Consider the following 19,539-nt stretch of genomic DNA (forward strand, 5'->3'; position numbering starts at 1 on the left):
CATTATTGGCTTCTTATCGCGCAAATCGCGCAAGAACTCCGTTAAACGGCTTGCTGCAGGATCACCGCATCGGCCTTCTTGGTGTAGGAGGCAATCTCGTTGAAGTTGAGGTAGCGGTAAGTATCTGCCGCAGTGGCATCGAGCGCCTTGGCGTACTGCAGGTACTCCGCCACAGTCGGGATCTTGCCGAGGATGGCGGCAACGGCGGCCAGCTCTGCTGAGGCCAGATAAACGTTGGCACCTTTACCCAGACGGTTCGGGAAGTTACGGGTGGAAGTAGAGACCACGGAGGCCCCTTCCGCTACCCGCGCCTGGTTGCCCATGCAGAGGGAGCAGCCCGGGATCTCGATGCGGGCACCGACGCGACCAAAGATGCCGTAGTAGCCCTCTTCGGTCAGCTGATCCTTGTCCATCTTGGTGGGCGGTGCGATCCACATGCGGGTCGGCAGCTCGCCCTGATACTTCTCGAGCAGTTTGCCGGCGGCGCGGAAGTGACCGATGTTGGTCATGCAGGAACCGATGAACACCTCGTCGATCTTGTCACCAGCCACGTCGCTCAGCAGACGGGCATCGTCCGGATCGTTCGGCGCACACAGGATCGGCTCCTTGATGGTGGCCAGATCGATCTCGATGATTTCGGCGTACTCGGCATCCTTGTCCGCTTCCATCAGGGTCGGGTTGGCCAGCCACTCTTCCATCCCCTTGATGCGACGGGTGATGGTGCGCGGGTCACCGTAACCTTCGGAGAGCATCCATTTCAGCATCACGATGTTGGACTTCAGATACTCGATGATCGGCTCTTTATCCAGCTTGATGGTGCAACCGGCGGCAGAGCGCTCGGCGCTGGCGTCAGCCAGTTCGAACGCCTGCTCTACCTTCAGGGTCGGCAGACCTTCGATCTCGAGGATGCGGCCGGAGAAGATGTTCTTCTTGCCCGCTTTCTCGACGGTCAGCAGCCCTTTCTGGATGGCGGCGTAGGGAATGGCATGAACCAGATCACGCAGGGTGATGCCCGGTTGCAGCTCGCCCTTGAAGCGCACCAGCACGGACTCCGGCATATCAAGCGGCATCACGCCGGTGGCGGCGGCGAAGGCCACCAGACCAGAGCCCGCCGGGAAGGAAATACCGATGGGGAAACGGGTGTGGGAGTCACCACCGGTACCCACGGTATCCGGCAGCAGCATGCGGTTCAGCCAGGAGTGGATGACGCCGTCACCCGGACGCAAGCTCACACCGCCGCGGTTCATGATGAAGTCCGGCAGGGTGTGGTGGGTCTGTACGTCGATGGGCTTCGGATAGGCGGCAGTGTGGCAGAAGGACTGCATGGTCAGATCGGCGGAGAAGCCGAGACAGGCCAGATCTTTGAGCTCGTCGCGGGTCATCGGGCCCGTGGTGTCCTGAGAGCCGACCGTGGTCATCTTGGGTTCGCAGTAGGTACCCGGGCGAATGCCCTTCACGCCGCACGCCTTGCCCACCATCTTCTGGGCCAGGGTGAAGCCTTTGCCGGTATCGGCCACCGGCTGCGGACGGCGGAATACGGTGGAGAACGGCAGCCCCAGCGCTTCGCGGGCCTTGTCAGTGAGGCCGCGTCCGATGATCAGCGGGATACGGCCACCGGCGCGTACTTCGTCGATCAGCACGTCGGTTTTCAGTTCAAACTGCGCCAGCACCTGGTCGGTGCCATGTTTGCAGATCTTGCCGGCATAGGGGTAGATGTCGATCACATCGCCCATTTCCAGCTTGGAGACATCCACTTCGATGGGCAGTGCGCCGGCATCTTCCATGGTGTTGAAGAAGATCGGGGCAATCTTGCCACCCAGACAGACACCGCCAGCGCGCTTGTTCGGCACGAACGGAATGTCGTCGCCCATGAACCAGAGCACCGAGTTGGTGGCGGATTTACGGGAAGAACCGGTACCGACCACGTCACCCACATAGGCCAGCGGGAAGCCTTTCTCTTTCAGGGCATCGATGGTCTTGATGGGGCCGACGGTGCCATCCTTGTCCGGGGTAATGCCGGGACGGGCGTTTTTCAGCATCGCCAGGGCGTGCAGCGGAATGTCCGGGCGGGACCAGGCGTCCGGTGCCGGCGAGAGGTCGTCGGTGTTGGTTTCGCCGGTTACCTTGAACACGGTGACGGTGATCTTCTCGGCCAGCTCCGGGCGGGAGAGGAACCACTCGGCGTCAGCCCAGGATTGCATCACTTGCTTGGCGTGAGCATTGCCCGCCTTGGCCTTCTCTTCCACGTCGTGGAAGGAGTCAAACATCAGCAGGGTGTGGGAGAGCCCCTTGGCGGCAAGCGGCGCCAGAGTGGCATGATCCAGCAGGTCGATCAGCGGCTGAATGTTGTAACCACCCTGCATGGTGCCCAGCAGCTCAACAGCTTCGGCGGCAGTCAGGATGGGAGAGTGGGCTTCGCCCTTGGCGACGGCGGTGAGGAAACCGGCTTTGACATAGGCCGCTTCATCAACACCGGGGGGAATACGGGAGGACAACAGCTCTTTCAGAAAGTCTTCTTCGCCAGCGGGCGGGTTCTTGAGAAGCGTTACCAGGGCGGCGACCTGCTCTGCATCCAGAGGTTTGGCAACCACGCCCTCGGCGGCACGTTCTGCGACGTGTTTACGGTATGTTTCAAGCACGACTAATTCCTCTTTGGTCTTTTTTTGGGGTTCGCCCACGCTCGCGGCGATCGTCCTTGCGGGACACCCCGTAGGGTGCTCCCCACTATATAAGTTTTAACGACTAATTAAAATCCAAACCCTGTTTACTTATTCACCACAAAGTCGTAACCAATTAAACAGACTGGTGTTTTTTGAAAATTAATTGAACGCCCTCAACCATAGTTAACAAATTGGCATCATTTCGGCATTATTCGAACGTACTGCCCAATTGCAGATAGAAGACGTCATTGCCCCCCTCCGCCATGCCGTAGCCGAGGAACACAGGGCCGAGGAAGCTCTCCACCCCGACATAAAGCGAACCGGCGGTGAAGGAGCTCTCCAGACTGATATCCTCCCCCTTGTTCCAGACCCCGCCCTGCTCCAGAGATCCGCCCAGATAGAGCGGCATCTTGAGGGCACCGAAGTCATTGTCTGCCACCCGATAGATGTAGCGCAGGCCACCAAACAGGCTGTAGCGACCGCTCAGCTGGTAGCGCTGGAAACCGGAGAGGCGGAACAGCCCGCCCAGATCCTGAATATGCAGCGGCACCACCTCTTCACTGCCCGAGCCGCCCCCTTCGAGGATCAGGTTGAGGCTGTGCCTGTCCCATGACCAGGGCTTGATCATCGAGAGCTGATAATTCCAGCCTTCACTGCGGCCATCTGCTGACTCGAGTCCATCCACACTGACGTGGGAGTGGCCCAGTTTCATGTCCCATTTCATCCCCTGATAGGGGAAATAGCGGCTATCCAGATTGTCGTGTTCAAAGCGGACATAGGGGCCCCACGCCGTGGCATCCATCTCCAGCCCCTTGAAGTTCTTCACATCAATCGTGCCCAGTTGTCCCTCCAGCCCCATCGACAACCTGCTCCAGGGCTGGCGGTTCCAGCCCACCGCCAGATCACCGCTGAAGAAGGAGTATTCGGAGTCGAGATAGCTTATCGAAACCGTCTCGGGATCCGGATTGGGGAAAAACAGGCGGCGCAGGGTCTGGTCATAGGCCAGGCTCGCCTCACCATAGAAGGTCTGGGAGGGTTCGAGCGGGGTATAGAAGTCAGTCTTGATATGTTTGGCCGTGCCCAACGATGCCTCGGTCAGCCACTCCGCCCCCCACTCGTTGACGTTGGTGAGGGTATAGGACATGCCGACGTTGTAGTTGGAGGTGTTCTCGAAGTCATCGGTGAAACCGAACTGGAAGTTGAGGTAGCCCGGCCCCCAATTCTTCTCGCTGGCATCCACCAGCAGCACATTCTCCCCATCACGCTCCTCCACCTCGTAGGTGATGCGATCGAACGACTCAAGGGCATAGAGGCGGCGAATGCCCGCTTCCAGACTCTCATTGGTCTGTACCTTGTCCGGCCGCACTTTCAGCATGGCGCGCACCGTCTCGTCGGAGAGGCGCGACTTGTTGATGATCTCTACCTTGTCGATGAAGTAGGCGGGCTGACCGCTACGCTCGGCACGGCGGCTCAGCTTCTGGTTGCGATAGGCGTTGTACTGCGCCTTGGTGAGCGACAGCTTATCGAGTTGCAGCGACACCTTGTCAGCCGCCGTCTCACCAATCTTGATCCCCTCCGGCATGCGGGCAAAGTCGGCGATCCCCATATCGCCAAACTCGGGGGCGATCAGAATATCCTTCGGTCCCATCAGCGCCTTCTGCTTGTCGGTGCCCACCTGGGTCATGTAGGTGGTGAGCTGGTCGATCATCGCCAACCCTGACTTGAGGGACTCCCGGGTACGCAGCTTGGCACCGATATCCACCGCGATCACCACGTCGGCCCCCATCGCCTTGGCGACATCCACCGGCATGTTGTTGACGCTGCCGCCGTCCGCCAGGATGTGCCCCTCCCACTCCACCGGCTTGAGGGCACCGGGAATGGACATGGAGGCCTGCATCGCCTTGGCCAGACTGCCGTGATCGAGCACGTAAGGGGTGACCGTCTCCATGTCGGTCGCCATGGCGCGGTAGGGAATGGGGAGATCATCGAAGCTCTCCTGCACCGGCAGGTTGGAGGTGGCCCCCCGCAGCAGGCTGGCCATGGATTGGCCCTGGAAAAAACCGTCCGGCAGCTGGGTGGTGTCGCCATTCACCCCGATATCGGTGCGCAGCTGATACTGCTCGTTCTGCTGCTTTTTACGCAACGACAGCTCGTCGCGGCCAACCTTGTCCTGATACCCCTTGTTCCAGTCGATGGCCAGGGTAGTGCGCTCCACCTCCTCGGCACTGAGCCCCATGGCGTACATCCCCGCCACATAAGAGCCCATGCTGGTGCCGACTATGATGTCGACCGGAATCCGTTTCTGCTCCAGCACCTTGAGGATGCCGATATGGGCCGATCCCTTGGCGCCGCCGCCGCTGAGCACCACCGCAATTTTCGGGCGCTCCCCCTGTGCCGCCACAGCCAGCAGTGGGCAGGCCGCCAGCATCACCAAAAGCAGACGGGTCCATCCCGCACCTAAGCTGCGCATCATATTTTCCATATTATTCAGAGGGTCAGTCACCAAGGATGGCCTCTACTATAAGGGGCCCGGCAGTTAGCGCAACCGTCAATCCGCATCCCGCCTGTGCTGCATGGCGAAGGGGCACGCCGCCGCCCCTGTGAGCGCAAACGTAATCCGCAAATAAAGGGCTGCAAGCCTCATGGGTAGCGCCGCGCTGCCGCTAATATGAGCGTCGTCAATCTCAACCTTTTGAGCACCTTTATGCTGGCAACCCTCACTCTTAAACAGAAAATACTGGCCACGGTCACCCTGGCCGTGGTCGTCTCCTGCCTGCTGGTAGGCTACTTCAGCCAACGCTCGGCCCAGCAACTGATCGAAAACCGGATGTTCGAGCAGGAGCTCCCCAACCTGACCCAGCGGATCAGCAAGGAGATTGAACAGGATCTCCACGGCATCGCCCAGGCCGCCCGCCAACTGGCCACCGACCGCTTCATCCTCGACTGGGTGGATCGGGGCATGCCCAAAGAGCAGGAGCCAATCCTCATCAACCAGCTCAAGGATGTGGCCAACCAGTATGGTCTGGTGACTGCCTCCTTCGCCGATCGCCAGAGTGCCGCCTACTACAACCAGGATGGCTTTCTGCGCAACCTGACCCCCACGCAAGATGCCTGGTTCTATGACTACACCAAGAGCCAGAAGGAGATGACCCTCAGCATCTTCCGCGAGAGCAACGGCGAGGTGAAGCTGTTCGTCAACTTCCAGCAGCTCAACGGGCGCGGGCTGGCCGGCTTTGCCAAATCCCTCGACACCATGGTGACCATGGTCTCCAACTTCCGGCTGGAAGAGAGCGGCATCGTCTTTATGGTCGATGGCAGCGGCAAGGTGAAGCTGCACCCCGAGGCCAACCGCATCGAGCGTGACACGCTTGGCAACATTGCCAGCGGTGATACCGGCAGCCTGCTGGCCAAACGTCCCTTTGCCGTTATCAACGCCGAAGTCAATGGCGAGCCCATGGTACTGGCCAGTAGCTATATCCCGCTGCTCGACTGGTATCTGGTGGCCCAGGTGCCAGAAGCCGAGATCTATGCCGAGCTGGATCAGACCCGCAACGAGATCCTGATGATCTCGCTGGTGATTGCGCTGGTCATGGGGCTGATGGGGATGCTGCTGGCAGGTTCGGTCAGCCGCCCGCTCAACGAGCTGGCCCGCCTGTTCAAGGAGCTGGGCAGCGGCGATGGGGATCTCACCCAGCGCCTCAAGGTGGAAGGACGTGACGAACTGAGTCAGGTCGCCACCGGCTTCAACAACTTCGTCGCCAAGATCCACGGCTCCATCGAGCAGGTGGCGGAGAACTCCCGCCAGCTCGCGGCCACCGCCAACGAGGTGGCCAACAAGGCGCAGCTGACCCAGCACAACTGTACTGCCCAGCGCGATCGCACCGTGCAGGTGGCCACCGCTATCCACGAAATGGGGGCCACGGTGAGCGAGATCGCCGGTAACGCTTCGCTGGCAGCCGAAGTAGCCAGACAGGCCAACGATCAGGCCGATGCAGGGGCAGTAGTGGTAGCGCAGGCGCGCCACGGCATCGTCGACCTCTCCGGCGAGATTGAGCAGGTGGCAGGGGTTATCGAGTCGCTGGCGAGCCAGACCGACTCCATCGGCAGCATCCTCGAAACCATCCGCAGCATCTCGGAGCAGACCAACCTGCTGGCATTGAACGCTGCTATCGAGGCCGCTCGTGCCGGTGAACAGGGTCGCGGTTTCGCCGTGGTAGCAGATGAAGTGCGTAACCTCGCCAACCGCTCAGCCGCCTCGACCGCCGAGATCCAGGGGATGATCAACCGCTTGCAGGAGCAGAGTGCCCGCGCGGTCAGCGCCATGGCGCAGGGGCGCAACCAGAGTCTGGAGGTAGTGAGCCAGGCCGATGAGGCCAACGCAGCCCTCGGCCAGATCACCGCGCACATCACCCAGATCAACGACATGAATATCCAGGTCGCCACCGCCACCGAGGAGCAGTCCAGCGTGGTCGGCGAGATCAACCGCAACGTGGAAGATATCAACCAGCTCACCATGGAGACCGCCGATATCGCCCACCAGCTGACCGAATCGAGCCGCAGCCTGCAGCAGCTCTCCGGTCAGCTGGACAAGCTGGTTGGCAACTTCCGGCTGTAGTCTGCATCCCACTTATGAAGACTCACCAGAGGGCGCTGCGGCACCCTCTGTCATAGCCACGGCAAACGGTGACGCACGGCCATTCAACCGCCGTTATGCGGCTCTCGAAATGCCTCATAATCAGGGAAATATGAGGAGGAGTTATGGGCAAACTGATAGTGATGGTGTTGCTGGGAGGAGTGCTCAGCGCCTGCAGCAACGGGCCGGTGCGGGTACACGGCGCCGACGTGAGCGTAGACGATACCCGGATCCGGGTCAGTGACGGCAGTGGTGGCGGTTATGGCACCTTCTGCCCGCCCGGTCAGGCCAAGAAGGGGCGCTGCTAACCTCTTAGCCAAACCCCGAAAACAAAAAGCCGCTCATTCGAGCGGCTTTTTAGACAAGCGGGGAAGAAAATTACTTTTTCTTCTTGGCCTTGGCGTTCGGCAGGTCGGTGATGGAGCCTTCGAAGACTTCGGCAGCCAGACCCACGGACTCGTGCAGAGTCGGGTGAGCGTGGATGGTCAGCGCGATATCTTCGGCGTCAGCACCCATCTCGATGGCCAGACCGATTTCACCCAGCAGTTCACCGCCGTTGGTACCCACGATGGCACCACCGATGACGCGGCCGCTCTCCTTGTCGAAGATCAGCTTGGTCATACCGTCGGAGCAGTCGGACGCGATGGCGCGACCGGAAGCAGCCCACGGGAAGGTGGCGACTTCGAAGTTCAGGCCCTGTTGCTTGGCTTCCTTCTCGGTCAGACCAACCCATGCCATCTCTGGCTCGGTGTAGGCGATGGACGGGATCACTTTCGGGTCGAAGTAGTGCTTCTTGCCGGCGATAACTTCGGCGGCAACGTGACCTTCGTGAACACCTTTGTGTGCCAGCATCGGCTGACCAACGATGTCACCGATGGCGTGGATGTGCGCCACGTTGGTACGCAGCTGCTTGTCCACCTCGATGAAACCGCGCTCGGTCACGGCAACGCCTGCCTTCTCGGCATCCAGCATCTTGCCGTTCGGCACACGGCCTACGGCAACCAACACGTTGTCGTAACGAACCGGCTCGGCCGGGGCGTGCTTGCCTTCATAGGAGACGTACAGGCCGTCTTCGCGCGCTTCAACTGCGGTGACCTTGGTCTCCAGCATGATGTTGAATTTCTTGGCCACACGCTTGGTATAGATCTTGACGATGTCTTTGTCGGCAGCCGGAACCAGCTGGTCGGCAAATTCCACCACGTCGATCTCGGAACCCAGAGAGGAGTAAACGGTACCCATCTCCAGACCGATGATGCCGCCACCGATAACCAGCAGTTTGCCAGGAACGGTTTTCAGCTCCAGCGCATCGGTAGAGTCCCATACGCGCGGGTCATCGTGGGGAATGAACGGCAGCTTCACCGGACGGGAACCGGCCGCGATGATGGCGTTGTCGAAGGTCACGGTAGTCTTGCCGTCGGCACCTTCAACTTCCAGGGTGTTCGGGCCGGTAAATTTACCCAAGCCGTTAACAACCTGAACTTTACGCATCTTGGCCATGCCAGCCAGACCGCCGGTCAGCTGGTTGATAACCTTCTCTTTCCACAGACGGATCTTGTCGATGTCGGTCTGCGGGGCACCGAAGACGATGCCGTGCTCGGCCAGCGCCTTGGCTTCTTCAATCACTTTGGCAACGTGCAGCAACGCCTTGGAGGGGATGCAGCCCACGTTCAGGCAGACGCCACCCAGGGTGGAGTAACGCTCGACGATAATAGTATCCAGACCCAGATCGGCTGCACGGAAAGCAGCGGAATAACCGGCAGGGCCAGCACCCAGTACTACGACCTGGGTTTTGATTTCTTTACTCATCATGACCTCTTTGTCGTTCTTATATCCCCGGACAGCGCAGTCTTATACCGAAACGGGTGGCTGCAGCCGTGAAAAAAACGGGGCAAGTTTACGATCATGTTAATGAAATGAGAAGTAAAAAGGGCAGGCTCTGGGCCCGCCCTCTCACTTACAGGACCAGTCGACGAATGTCGGACAGCACGCCGTTCATGGTGGTGATGAAGCGAGCCCCATCGGCACCATCGATCACGCGGTGGTCGTAGCTCAGAGCCAGCGGCAGCATCAGGCGCGGCGCAAACTCTTTGCCATTCCACTTCGGCTTCATCTCGGACTTGGAGACACCGAGGATGGCCACTTCCGGCGCGTTGACGATCGGGGTAAAGCTGGTACCGCCGATGCCACCCAGGCTGGAGATGGTGAAGCAACCGCCCTGCATGTCGGCAGCGGTCAGCTTGCCGGCACGGGCCTTCTTGGAGATCTCGGCCAGATCGCGAGACAGCTCCATGATGCCCTTCTTGTTAACATCGCGCACCACGGGCACAACCAGACCGTTGGGGGTATCAACCGCCACACCGATGTGGATGTACTTCTTCATGATCAGCTTGCTGCCATCTTCGGACAGGGAGCTGCAGAAGCGCGGGTGAGCTTCCAGCGCCTTGGCGGCGGCTTTCAGGATGAACACCAGCGGGGTGATCTTCACGTCAGCCTTCTGCTTCTCAAGCATCGCGTTCTGCTCTTTGCGGAACGCTTCCAGCTCGGTGGTATCGGCTTCGTCGAACTGGGTGACATGAGGGATCATGACCCAGTTGCGGTGCAGGTTCGGACCGGAGATCTTCTGGATGCGGGTCAGCTCGACCTCTTCCACATCACCGAACTTGCTGAAGTCTACCTTCGGCCACGGCAGTACGCCCAGACCGTTGCCACCGGCTACGCCGGCAGAGGCAGGAGCGGACTCGGCACGCTTGATGGCATCCTTCACGTAGGCTTGTACGTCTTCTTTGACAATGCGGCCCTTGCGACCGGAGGCTTTCACCTTGGCCAGGTTGACGCCGAACTCGCGCGCCAGACGGCGTACTGCCGGAGAGGCGTGCACGTAAGCATCGTTGGCAACGAAATCGGTCGCAGCGGCAGCAGCCTGGGCAACCGGAGCCGGAGCAGCGGCAACAGGGGCTGCAGCGACCGGAGCGGCAGCTTGAGCAACCGGCGCGGCGGCAGGAGCAGCGCCAGCCACTTCGAAGACCATGATCAGGGAACCGGTGGAGACCTTGTCACCCGCCTTCACCTTGATCTCTTTGACCACACCGGCGAACGGCGCAGGCACTTCCATGGAGGCCTTGTCACCTTCCACGGCGATCAGGGACTGGTCGGCTTCAACCTTGTCACCCACGGCAACCATGATCTCGGTGACTTCCACTTCGTCGCCACCGATATCCGGTACGTTGACCTCTTTGGCAGCAGCGGCAACCGGGGCAGCAGCCACGGGCGCGGCAGCTTGAGCCGGAGCAGCAACGGCAGCAGGCGCAGCGCCAGCCACTTCAAATACCATCACCAGAGAACCGGTAGAGACCTTGGCACCAGCGGCAACCTTGATCTCGACTACGCGGCCTGCGAACGGTGCCGGTACTTCCATGGAGGCCTTGTCACCTTCCACGGCGATGATGGACTGGTCAGCTTCTACCATGTCGCCCACGGCAACCATGATTTCAGTCACGTCCACTTCGTCGTCACCGATGTCCGGCACGTGCACATCTTTGCGCACGGCAGCGGCAGGTGCGGCGGCCGGAGCAGCAGCAACCGGTGCAGCCACTTCAGCAGGGGCGGCAGCGCCTTCGGCTTCGAAGATCATGATCTGGGAACCGGTGGCAACCTTGTCGCCTACCTTGATCAGGATCTCTTTGACGATACCGGCAGACGGGGCCGGCACTTCCATGGAGGCCTTGTCGCCTTCTACCGCGATGATGGACTGGTCCAGCTCGACCTTGTCACCCACGGCCACCATGATCTCGGTGACTTCAACTTCATCGGCGCCGATATCCGGCACCATAATCTGTTTGGACATTGTGCTTTATCCTCTTGCGTCGATCCGCGTGACTGGCTGATGCCGCCACGCACATCTCGCGTTAACCGTTTTAAATCCTGGCAGGGTCGCGCCGTCATACGGCGCGACCCTTGACCCACTTACGCGTACAGCGGGTTGACCTTGTCGGCATCGATGCCGTACTTGGCGATGGCGTCGGCCACAACCTGCTTGTCTACCTCGCCGCGCTTGGCCAGTTCGGTCAGAGCAGCAACAACCACGTAGAACTCGTTCACTTCGAAGTGACGACGCAGGTTGGCACGGCTGTCGGAACGGCCGTAACCGTCGGTACCCAGCACGCGGTAGTTCTCGGTCGGAACAAAGGCGCGAACCTGATCGGCGAAGGACTTCATGTAGTCGGTCGCAGCGATGGTGGCTTCGGAACCCAGTACCTGAGCGATGTAGGGAACACGCGCTTCAGAGGTCGGGTGCAGCATATTCCAGCGATCCGCGTCCTGACCGTCACGAGCCAGCTCGTTGAAGGAGGTGACGCTGAACACATCGGAACCGATGCCGTACTCGCTGGCCAGGATCTGGGCAGCCTTGCGCACGTGACCCAGGATGGAACCACAACCCAGCAGCTGAACTTTGGCCTTGGCACCGGCGACGGATTCCAGCTTGTAGATACCCTTGCGGATGCCTTCCTCGGCGCCTTCCGGCATGGCCGGCATGGCGTAGTTCTCGTTCAGGGTGGTGATGTAGTAGAACACGTTCTCCGGGTTCTCACCGTACATGCGGCGCAGGCCGTCCTGTACGATCACCGCCACTTCATAGGCGTAGGAAGGGTCGTAGGAGATGCAGTTCGGGATGGTGTTCGCCAGGATGTGGCTGTGACCATCTTCGTGCTGCAGACCTTCGCCGTTCAGGGTAGTACGACCGGAGGTCGCACCCAGCAGGAAGCCACGGGCTTGCTGGTCACCGGCTGCCCACGCCATGTCGCCGATCCGCTGGAAGCCGAACATGGAGTAGTAGATGTAGAACGGGATCATCGGGCAATCGTTGGTGCTGTAAGAGGTCGCAGCAGCCAGCCAGGAGGACATGGCGCCCAGCTCGTTGATACCGTCTTGCAGAACCTGACCCTGCTTGTCTTCCTTGTAGTAGGAGACGATGTCGCGGTCTTGCGGGGTGTACTGCTGACCGTGCGGGCTGTAGATACCGATCTGGCGGAACAGACCTTCCATACCGAAGGTACGGGCTTCGTCAGCCAGGATCGGAACGATGCGCTTGCCGATGGACTTGTCTTTCAGCATCACGTTCAGGGAACGCACGAACGCCATGGTGGTGGAGATTTCGCGCGCCTGCTCGCCCAGCAGCGGACCGAAGGCATCCAGCGCCGGGATTTCCAGCTTGGTGGTGCTTTCGCGCAGACGGGTCGGCACATAGCCTTTCAGGGCTGTGCGACGGTCATGCAGGTATTTGTGCTCGGCAGAACCGGCTTCGATCTTCAGGTACGGCAGATCGGCCAGCTGCTCGTCGGCCACCGGCAGGTTGAAGCGGTCACGCAGGTGACGCACGGAGTCCAGCTCCATCTTCTTGACCTGGTGAGCGATGTTCTTGCCTTCGGCCGCTTCACCCATGCCGTAACCCTTGATGGTCTTGGCCAGAATAACGGTCGGCTTGCCCTTGGTCTGGGTCGCCTTGTTGAATGCGGCGAACAGTTTGCGAGGATCGTGACCACCGCGGTTCAGGGCGAAGATCTCCTCGTCGGTCATGTCTTTGACCAGCGCGGCAGTTTCCGGATAACGATTGAAGAAGTGCTCGCGGATGTAGCCACCGTCGCGGGACTTCATGGTCTGGTAGTCACCGTCCACGGTCTCGTTCATCAGCTGGATCAGCTTGCCTGAGGTATCTTTCTTCAGCAGCTCATCCCACTTGCGACCCCAGATAACCTTGGTGACATCCCAACCGGCGCCAGCGAACAGGCCTTCCAGCTCGTTGATGACCTTGCCGTTACCGACAACCGGACCATCCAGACGCTGCAGGTTGCAGTTAACCACAAACACCAGGTTGTCGAGCTTTTCACGCACGGCAACGGTCAGGGCACCCTTGGCTTCCGGCTCGTCCATCTCGCCGTCACCCAGGAAGGCGTAAACGGTCTGCTCGGAGCAATCCTTGATACCACGGTCGGTCAGGTACTTCAGGAAGCGAGCCTGATAGATGGCGGCGATGGGGCCCAGACCCATGGAGACGGTCGGGAACTGCCAGAAGTCCGGCATCAGTTTCGGGTGCGGATAGGAAGGGATACCCTTGCCATCCACTTCCTGACGGAAGTTGTCCAGCTGCTCTTCGGTCAGACGACCTTCAGCAAAGGCGCGAGCATAGATGCCCGGGGAGATATGACCCTGGAAGTAAACCAGATCGCCACCATCCTTCTCGTTGCGAGCACGGAAGAAGTGGTTGAAGCAGACATCATAGATGGTCGCAGAAGAAGCGAAGGAAGACATGTGACCACCCAGGTCCAGGTCTTTCTTGGACGCGCGCAGCACGATCATCATGGCGTTCCAGCGGATGATGGCGCGAATGCGGCGTTCCATCTCCAGGTCACCCGGGTAGTCCGGCTCATCGCTGGACGGGATGGTGTTGATGTAATCGCGATTTGCCTTGGCAGCCACGTCCACACCGCTTACGCGGGCTTTCTCGGCCAACTGTTCAAGGATGAACTGAGCGCGTTGCGGACCCTCTTCACGCAGCAGGGATTCCAGAGAGGCAAGCCACTCCAGCGTTTCTATCGGGTCCACATCGTTCTTCAGGATATCAGACATGGCTGGTTCCTATGTTGTTGTGATTGCACGGCATTGCACGGCGAAGGGCGCAAGCATTCGACAATAGAGCCTTGTGGGATTAGTTTTCCTGCTGACGGATCCGACGCATGGATCGCTGGATCCGGCTGTCTTCCCTCTGCATATCCAACAAGGTGTCCTCGATAAAGGCCAGATGCTCATGACAAGCTGTTCTGGCCCGCTCCGGAGCCCCCGAAAGAATAGCCTCGATCAGATTCGCGCGATGGCGACGTATCTTGGCTACCACTCCCGGGCGGCGATTCAAAATCTCGTTATTCTGCAGAATGTTCTGCTCAAGCATCGGGCTCATGGCCCGCAGCAGGTGCAGCAGCACCACGTTGTGGGACGCCTCGGCCACCGCCAGATAAAACTGGGTCACGGCTGCCGACTCGGCCACCAGCGAGCCCAGCTGGCCCGCCTCTTCGATGGTGGTTTGCACCTGACGAATGCGCTCGAAATCAGACCCGGTTCCCCGCAAAGCCGCGTAGTAGGCACAGATGCCTTCCAGCGCGTGGCGAAACTCCAGCAGGTCATACTGGGCTTCCGGGTGGGTACTGAGCAGTTCGAACAGAGGATCGGCGATCCCCTTGCTCAGGGCATTCTGCACATAAGTGCCGCCGCCCTGACGGCGATAAAGCAATCCGCGCGCTTCCAGTCGCTGGATGGCTTCGCGCAAGGAGGGGCGCGATACCTGAAACTGGATGGCGAGCTCCCGCTCGGGAGGCAATTTCTGCCCCGGCTGCAGGCTGCCTTCCAGAATCATCTGTTCCAGCTCGGCGACAATGGAGTCGGCCAACTTGGGTTGCGTAATCTTGCGATAGGGCATGAGGCTACTTTGTTAAATTGGTATTACCAATTTTATGGATGGGGCGAAAATTAGCAGAGGCCTTTTGAAAAGTCCACTCAAAAGATGATCTGAGTCAAGAATCAGCCCCACCACTTAAGAGGTAAAGCAGGGGAATCATGATTTAGCTCATAGAAAATGGTCTGACCAATAATCTTGACCACGCTCACAAATAACATTTGCGCAACCAGAGACAAAAATGGCCTGCCAGATAGGCAAGCCATTGATTTTAAAATCCAAACTAAATTTTAATATTTACTTTATCTGTTTAGTAATTGCCGGTAGTAATCCCACTGGAAACTGGTTCCGGGATCCGTCTTGCGCCCTGGTGCGATATCGCAATGGCCGACAATTTTTTCGTGGGTAATCGCCGGATAGCGATCTGATATGGCTCGGGTGAGCCCCGCCAGTGCCCGGTACTGAGCCTCGGTGTAGGGGATTTCGTCAGTCCCCTCCAGCTCGATACCGATGGAGAAGTCATTGCATGCCTCCCTCCCCTGCCAGCTCGAGATACCAGCATGCCAGGCGCGCGCGCCGAACGGCACATACTGCACCAGCTCGCCATCACGGCGGATCAGGCAATGGGCCGAAACCCGCAACTGATGGATACCGGCAAAATAGGGGTGAGCCTCAGGGTCGAGTCGTCCCATAAAGAGATCGTCGATAAAGGGACCGCCGAACTCCCCCGGCGGCAGGCTGATGCCATGCACCACCAGCAGGGAGATATCATCCGGCGCTGCCCGTTCGTTGTGATGGGGAGAAGGCACCCGGCGCGCCTGCTGGCACCAGCCTGCGGCATCGATAGAGAAACAAGGTTGCGAAGCGAGTTGAGTCATCTGCTACTCGAGTTGGCTGATAAATGGCGAGAAAACGAAGATACCTGATAGGCAATCCGGCACCAACTCACTGAATCCAAGGGAAATGGTATGTTAGGCTGAGTCATCTTCCGCTCGATATGGATGGGGTATGCAGCACACGGCACGCTGGATGTGGTTACTGGCCTGGCTCTCTTTGATGAGCCTGCTGACCCTCTATTTTCACTCCCGCAACCAACCAAGCGTCACCGCCAGCGGCGAGCTGTTGCTGCGGGCCGACCAGAGCGGCCACTATCGTCTGGAGGGTGCCATCAACGGTCAGCCGGTGCAACTGCTGCTCGATACCGGCGCCACCCGTATCACCATCCCGCAGCAGGTTGCCGAGCGGCTCGGCCTAACCGCTCATGGCAGCAGCCAGGTCAATACCGCTGCGGGGCAGATCCGGGTCGGCAACGGCACCATCGAAACGCTGGCGATGGGGCCATTGACCTTGTACGATCTGGCCATCTTTATCAATCCGGCGGCAGACGGTGACGAAGTGCTGGTTGGCATGAACGCCCTCGGTCGGCTGGAGCTGGTTCAAAAGGAGCGGCAACTGCTGCTCAGACCCTTGCAGGAATAAGGCATGTTTCAACAGGATGTCAGCCGCGCCGTGCGCGCCGCACTACTCGAAGATCTGGGCGATGCCCTCACTACGCTGGACCAACCGGACGCCAGCGCCGATATCACCGCCCAGCTGATCCCGGCCGATCGGATGGCCAGCGCCCGGGTCATCACCCGTGAGGCCGGTGTGTTCTGCGGCCAGCCCTGGGTTGATGAAGTGTTCGTACAACTCGGCGGCGACGTCAAGGTAGAGTGGAAGGTGCAGGATGGAGAAGTGCTCTCCCCCAATCAGGAGCTGTTCCGCCTCCACGGCCCTGCCCGCCTGCTGCTGACCGGCGAGCGCAATGCCCTGAACTTTGTCCAGACCCTCTCTGGTGTCGCCACCCTCGCCGCCCGCTATGTGGCAGAGCTGGAGGGCACTGACTGCCGCCTGCTCGACACCCGCAAAACCATCCCTGGGCTGCGCACCGCCCAGAAGTACGCAGTCACCTGTGGCGGCGGCAAGAATCATCGCATCGGCCTCTACGACGCTTACCTCATCAAAGAGAACCATATCCTCGCCTGTGGCGGCATTGCCGAGGCAATTAGCGAGGCTCGTCATCTCAATCCGGGCAAACCGGTGGAGGTGGAAGTGGAATCACTGGCAGAGCTGGAACAGGCGCTGGCGGCAAAGGCCAATATCGTGATGCTCGACAACTTCGACGTGACCATGATGCGGGAAGCGGTCGCCATCAATCAGGGCCGCGCCAAGCTGGAAGTCTCCGGCAATGTGACCCTCGACACTCTGGCCGAGTTTGCGGCCACCGGCGTCGATTTTATCTCGGTCGGGGCGCTGACCAAGCATGTACGGGCGCTCGATCTCTCCATGCGCTTTATCCAGCAGTGAGATTCACCCCGCAGGCCTGAGCAAATACTCGACCTAACCGGATAAACAACTTGCAAAAGGCGCCATGGGCGCCTTTTCTTTATGCAGGATCCATCAGCAAAGGAGTGTAATGACGGACCCGCTTTCACCCGTAACAAAGAGTCATAAGAAGCCACTTATTTTATGACTCGCATCAAGTTTTTGGTAAATGACATGAAAGTAGTTAACAAAGGCAGCAATCTCTGTTGCCACCCCTGACAGCTCGGATAAGATACTGACGTGCGGATGATTTTCCACCGACACTTCCCAGGAACCAAGGATAAAAGGATATTTCAAATGAAGAAGCAATCGGGTTTTACCCTTATTGAACTGATGATCGTGGTCGCAATCGTGGCCATTTTGGCGGCGGTAGCGCTGCCGGCTTATCAGAACTACACCAAAAAAGCCAAGATGACTGAGTTAGTCGCTGCGACAGGTGCAATCAAGACAGCAGTGGAACTCTGTGTTCAATCCGGATCAGGGTGTCCAGCAACTGATACCGCATTTGTGGCAAGAGGAAATGTGCAAGTAAAATATACCGCAGGCTCCTCCTCCGCCCCTTATACGATCGAAGTTAAACCGGTTACAGGCAAACTAACCCCATTAACAGATAGCGATATTTATAAGCTTGCAGCATCTGCACCTACAAGCACGAGTGATCCACTGGTGTGGGTTGGCACATGTGACTTGTCTGGCAGTGACGATACTGCTTACTGCCCATAAATAGATGACTTCTAGCCCCAATAGCGGCCTGGCGTTAAGCCTGGCCGCCTCTTCACTGATCAGTGAAGAGGACTCCCAGCGCTATCTGAGCCAAGCCAAGGCCCAGCGCAAACCCTTTGTCACATTTCTGATAGAGAACGAAATCCTCGACAGTAAAGCGCTCGCCGATTTTTGCGAGCTGGAGTATGGGGTACCTCTGCTGGATCTTGCCGCCTTCGATTTGGCCGAGATCCCGCAGAAGTACCTCAATCAGAAGCTGATTGAGAAACACCACGTGCTGCCCATCTACACCCAGGGCCACACCCTCTATATCGCCATGTCGGATCCGACCAATGTCTCGGCATTGGAGGACTTTGGCTTCAGCTTCGGCCTTCATACCGAAGCACTGCTGGTAGAGGAAAACAAGCTCACCGCCGCCATCGGCAAGCTGCTGGAGAGCGAAAACGACGCCCTCGGCATGGAGGATATCGACGAATCCGAGATTTCGGATCTCGAGGTCTCCGACGAGAACAGCCGGCTGGACGAAAGCGTCAATACCGCCGATGACGATGCTCCCATCGTCAAGTACATCAACAAGATCCTGATGGATGCCATCAAGCGCGGTGCCTCCGACCTGCACTTCGAGCCCTATGAGTTCAAGTATCGGGTTCGCTTTCGCATCGATGGCATTCTGCATGAAATTGCCACACCGCCGGTCAACCTCTCCAACCGCTTCTCCGCTCGCCTCAAGGTGATGGCGCGACTCGATATTGCCGAGCGGCGGTTGCCGCAGGATGGCCGCATCAAGTTGAAGTTGTCGCGCAATAAGTCGATGGATATGCGGGTCAATACCCTGCCCACCATGTGGGGGGAGAAGATCGTTATCCGTCTGCTCGACTCCTCGGCGGCACGCCTCAATATCGAGCAACTCGGCTTTGATGACAGGCAGAAGGCGCAGTACCTGCGCGCCCTCTCCAAGCCGCAGGGGATGATCCTGGTGACCGGCCCCACCGGCTCGGGCAAAACGGTCTCGCTCTATACCGGCCTCAATATTCTCAACACCACCGAGGTAAATATCTCTACCGCCGAAGATCCGGTGGAGATCAACCTGCCCGGCGTCAACCAGGTGCAGGTCAACCCCAAGGCGGGGCTCACCTTTGCAAGCGCCTTGCGATCCTTCTTGCGGCAAGATCCGGATGTGGTGATGGTGGGGGAAATTCGCGATCTCGAAACCGCCGAGATCGCCATCAAGGCTGCCCAGACCGGCCACCTGGTGCTCTCCACCCTGCATACCAACTCCGCCGCCGAGACCCTGACCCGGATGATGAACATGGGGGTGCCCGCCTTCAACATCGCCTCCTCGGTGACCCTAATCATGGCCCAGCGGTTGGCCCGTAAACTGTGCGACCACTGCAAGGCGCCGGAAGTAGTACCGGAAGCCGAACTGCTGGAGCTGGGCTTTACGCCGCAGCAGCTGGCGGCCGGGCTACGACTGTTCAAACCGGTCGGTTGCAAGGAGTGTTCCGGCGGCTACAAGGGGAGGGTCGGCATCTACGAAATTATGTTGATGTCGGAGAACATCGCCAAATTGATCATGCAGGGGGCCAACTCCCTGCAAATCGCCGCGATCGCCCAGAAGGAAGGGATGCGTACCCTGCGCACCTCGGGACTGGAGAAGGCCCGGCTCGGGGTCACCAGTCTGGCCGAGGTCAACCGGGTCACCACCAACTGATCCG

At 59.2% G+C, this 19,539-nt stretch carries 13 protein-coding genes; 6 read left to right on the top strand and 7 right to left on the bottom strand.

Annotated elements, in window-relative coordinates:
* Positions 1–41 precede the first annotated feature (41 nt).
* Positions 42–2,639, bottom strand: coding sequence for a bifunctional aconitate hydratase 2/2-methylisocitrate dehydratase (gene acnB / locus OKC31_RS08785; RefSeq protein ID WP_247823573.1), 2,598 nt, complete (start codon positions 2,637–2,639; stop codon positions 42–44).
* A 229-nt stretch (positions 2,640–2,868) separates the two neighbouring features.
* On the bottom strand, positions 2,869–5,130 hold the full coding sequence (locus OKC31_RS08790) for a patatin-like phospholipase family protein (protein ID WP_270656805.1): 2,262 nt from the start codon (positions 5,128–5,130) through the stop codon (positions 2,869–2,871).
* A gap of 234 nt (positions 5,131–5,364) precedes the next feature.
* On the opposite strand from OKC31_RS08790, the gene OKC31_RS08795 reads away from it, so the two are divergent.
* Together OKC31_RS08795 and OKC31_RS08800 are read left to right on the top strand one after the other, a co-directional pair.
* Positions 5,365–7,275: a methyl-accepting chemotaxis protein gene (locus OKC31_RS08795; RefSeq protein ID WP_128834314.1), complete on the top strand. Its 1,911-nt coding sequence runs from the start codon at positions 5,365–5,367 to the stop codon at positions 7,273–7,275.
* Positions 7,276–7,418: 143 nt separating this feature from the next.
* The gene (locus tag OKC31_RS08800) at positions 7,419–7,601 is read left to right on the top strand and encodes a hypothetical protein (RefSeq protein ID WP_216952195.1); all 183 of its coding nucleotides are present in this window, start codon (positions 7,419–7,421) and stop codon (positions 7,599–7,601) included.
* A gap of 70 nt (positions 7,602–7,671) precedes the next feature.
* On the opposite strand, the gene lpdA is transcribed toward OKC31_RS08800, so the two are convergent.
* The 5 genes from lpdA to ampD form a co-directional block, all read right to left on the bottom strand.
* Entirely contained in the window at positions 7,672–9,099 is a 1,428-nt protein-coding gene (gene lpdA, locus OKC31_RS08805) for a dihydrolipoyl dehydrogenase (RefSeq protein WP_005336123.1), read from the bottom strand.
* 148 nt (positions 9,100–9,247) lie between these two features.
* A complete protein-coding gene (gene aceF / locus OKC31_RS08810; RefSeq protein WP_005336125.1) occupies positions 9,248–11,137 on the bottom strand; it encodes a pyruvate dehydrogenase complex dihydrolipoyllysine-residue acetyltransferase in 1,890 nt (629 codons plus the stop codon).
* 119 nt (positions 11,138–11,256) lie between these two features.
* Entirely contained in the window at positions 11,257–13,917 is a 2,661-nt protein-coding gene (gene aceE / locus OKC31_RS08815) for a pyruvate dehydrogenase (acetyl-transferring), homodimeric type (RefSeq protein WP_040068936.1), read from the bottom strand.
* A 79-nt stretch (positions 13,918–13,996) separates the two neighbouring features.
* Entirely contained in the window at positions 13,997–14,761 is a 765-nt protein-coding gene (gene pdhR / locus OKC31_RS08820) for a pyruvate dehydrogenase complex transcriptional repressor PdhR (protein ID WP_005336127.1), read from the bottom strand.
* Positions 14,762–15,039: 278 nt separating this feature from the next.
* Positions 15,040–15,615 (bottom strand): 1,6-anhydro-N-acetylmuramyl-L-alanine amidase AmpD, encoded by a 576-nt coding sequence (gene ampD / locus OKC31_RS08825; RefSeq protein WP_270656769.1) that lies wholly within the window; start codon positions 15,613–15,615, stop codon positions 15,040–15,042.
* Between the two features lie 130 nt (positions 15,616–15,745).
* On the opposite strand from ampD, the gene OKC31_RS08830 reads away from it, so the two are divergent.
* From OKC31_RS08830 to tapB, 4 genes are all read left to right on the top strand, one after another.
* Positions 15,746–16,216 carry a retropepsin-like aspartic protease family protein gene (locus OKC31_RS08830; RefSeq protein ID WP_270656770.1) on the top strand — a complete coding sequence of 157 codons (471 nt, stop codon included), beginning with the start codon at positions 15,746–15,748 and terminating at the stop codon, positions 16,214–16,216.
* A gap of 3 nt (positions 16,217–16,219) precedes the next feature.
* Complete coding sequence (nadC, locus tag OKC31_RS08835; RefSeq protein WP_270656772.1) at positions 16,220–17,083, top strand: carboxylating nicotinate-nucleotide diphosphorylase; 864 nt, start codon at positions 16,220–16,222, stop codon at positions 17,081–17,083.
* A gap of 315 nt (positions 17,084–17,398) precedes the next feature.
* Positions 17,399–17,824 (top strand): pilin, encoded by a 426-nt coding sequence (locus OKC31_RS08840; RefSeq protein ID WP_270656773.1) that lies wholly within the window; start codon positions 17,399–17,401, stop codon positions 17,822–17,824.
* Positions 17,825–17,828: 4 nt separating this feature from the next.
* Positions 17,829–19,535 (top strand): PilB family type IVa pilus assembly ATPase TapB, encoded by a 1,707-nt coding sequence (tapB, locus tag OKC31_RS08845; RefSeq protein ID WP_005336134.1) that lies wholly within the window; start codon positions 17,829–17,831, stop codon positions 19,533–19,535.
* Positions 19,536–19,539 lie beyond the last annotated feature (4 nt).

It is taken from the genome of Aeromonas sp. Y293-4, assembly GCF_027705905.1.
In the GTDB taxonomy this organism is placed as follows: Bacteria; Pseudomonadota; Gammaproteobacteria; order Enterobacterales; family Aeromonadaceae; genus Aeromonas; species Aeromonas veronii.

Coding starts and splice junctions, on each gene's coding strand:
- OKC31_RS08790 (WP_270656805.1), bottom strand. CDS start 5,130: ATGCGCAGCTTAGGTGCGGGATGGACCCGTCTGCTTTTGGTGATGCTG.
- OKC31_RS08795 (WP_128834314.1), top strand. CDS start 5,365: ATGCTGGCAACCCTCACTCTTAAACAGAAAATACTGGCCACGGTCACC.
- OKC31_RS08800 (WP_216952195.1), top strand. CDS start 7,419: ATGGGCAAACTGATAGTGATGGTGTTGCTGGGAGGAGTGCTCAGCGCC.
- lpdA (WP_005336123.1), bottom strand. CDS start 9,099: ATGAGTAAAGAAATCAAAACCCAGGTCGTAGTACTGGGTGCTGGCCCT.
- aceF (WP_005336125.1), bottom strand. CDS start 11,137: ATGTCCAAACAGATTATGGTGCCGGATATCGGCGCCGATGAAGTTGAA.
- aceE (WP_040068936.1), bottom strand. CDS start 13,917: ATGTCTGATATCCTGAAGAACGATGTGGACCCGATAGAAACGCTGGAG.
- pdhR (WP_005336127.1), bottom strand. CDS start 14,761: ATGCCCTATCGCAAGATTACGCAACCCAAGTTGGCCGACTCCATTGTC.
- ampD (WP_270656769.1), bottom strand. CDS start 15,615: ATGACTCAACTCGCTTCGCAACCTTGTTTCTCTATCGATGCCGCAGGC.
- OKC31_RS08830 (WP_270656770.1), top strand. CDS start 15,746: ATGCAGCACACGGCACGCTGGATGTGGTTACTGGCCTGGCTCTCTTTG.
- nadC (WP_270656772.1), top strand. CDS start 16,220: ATGTTTCAACAGGATGTCAGCCGCGCCGTGCGCGCCGCACTACTCGAA.
- OKC31_RS08840 (WP_270656773.1), top strand. CDS start 17,399: ATGAAGAAGCAATCGGGTTTTACCCTTATTGAACTGATGATCGTGGTC.
- tapB (WP_005336134.1), top strand. CDS start 17,829: ATGACTTCTAGCCCCAATAGCGGCCTGGCGTTAAGCCTGGCCGCCTCT.